Here is an 845-nt window from a genome sequence, read left to right as displayed (position 1 = left end):
AACAAAAGAAAAGCCCCGGCCTTTCGGCCGGGGCTTCGTGATCGTTCGATCCGCTCGTCGTTACTCGTTGCGATTGCCCACGAGCGCGAGGAGGAACTGGAACATGTTGATGAAGTCCAGGTAGAGCGTCAGGGCGCCCAGCACGGAGGCCTTGCTGGCAGCTTCGGAGTCGAGATTGCCGTACAGGTACATCTCCTTCAGCTTCTGCGTATCGTGGGCCGTCAGGCCCGCGAAGATCAGAACGCCGATCACGGAGATGCCGAACTGCAGCATGCTCGACGCGACGAAGATGTTCACGATCGAAGCCAGGATCAGGCCGACGAGGCCCATGATCAGGAACGAGCCCATGCCCGACAGGCTGCGGCGGGTGGTGTAGCCCCACAGCGACAGCGCGCCGAAGGACGCGGCCGTGATGAAGAACACCTGCACGACGCTCGCGCCGGTGTAGCGGATGAGAAGCGTCGAGAGCGAAGCACCCATCACCGCCGCGAAGGCGAAGAAGGTGCCGCGGGCCGCAGCCGCCGACATCCGGTCCATGCGGAACGAGAAGAAGAAGATGAACGCCAGAGGCGCCAGCGCCACGACCCACATCAGGGGCGTGCCGTACAGAATCCGACCGAACTCAGTCAGGCCGACGCCGCCCATGCGGGCAACGGCCATCGACGGATCGCTGGTCACGGCCAGCATATTCACGCCGAGTGCGACCAGGGCCGAGATGGCAAGGCCCAGGATCATGTTGTTGTAGACGCCGAGCATGAAGGTACGCAGGCCCTGGTCGACCTGAGCCTCCGTCCGGGCAAAGCCGGTGCCATAGGCGGTTTGGTTTTGCTCATACGGTTGCATCG

General features: G+C 63.1%; 1 protein-coding gene. It reads right to left on the bottom strand.

Translation table 11 applies throughout. The features are described 5' to 3' along the window. Positions 1 to 60: 60 nt before the first annotated feature. Positions 61 to 843 (bottom strand): Bax inhibitor-1/YccA family protein, encoded by a 783-nt coding sequence (locus FS320_RS44365; RefSeq protein ID WP_152718776.1) that lies wholly within the window; start codon positions 841 to 843, stop codon positions 61 to 63. Between the last annotated feature and the right edge of the window lie 2 nt (positions 844 to 845).

Origin of the sequence: Microvirga tunisiensis (assembly GCF_009296175.1) — a bacterium.
GTDB lineage: Bacteria > Pseudomonadota > Alphaproteobacteria > Rhizobiales > Beijerinckiaceae > Microvirga > Microvirga tunisiensis.
Note: the sequence above shows the minus strand (reverse complement) of the source record. Positions and strands in the feature narration are given on the sequence as shown.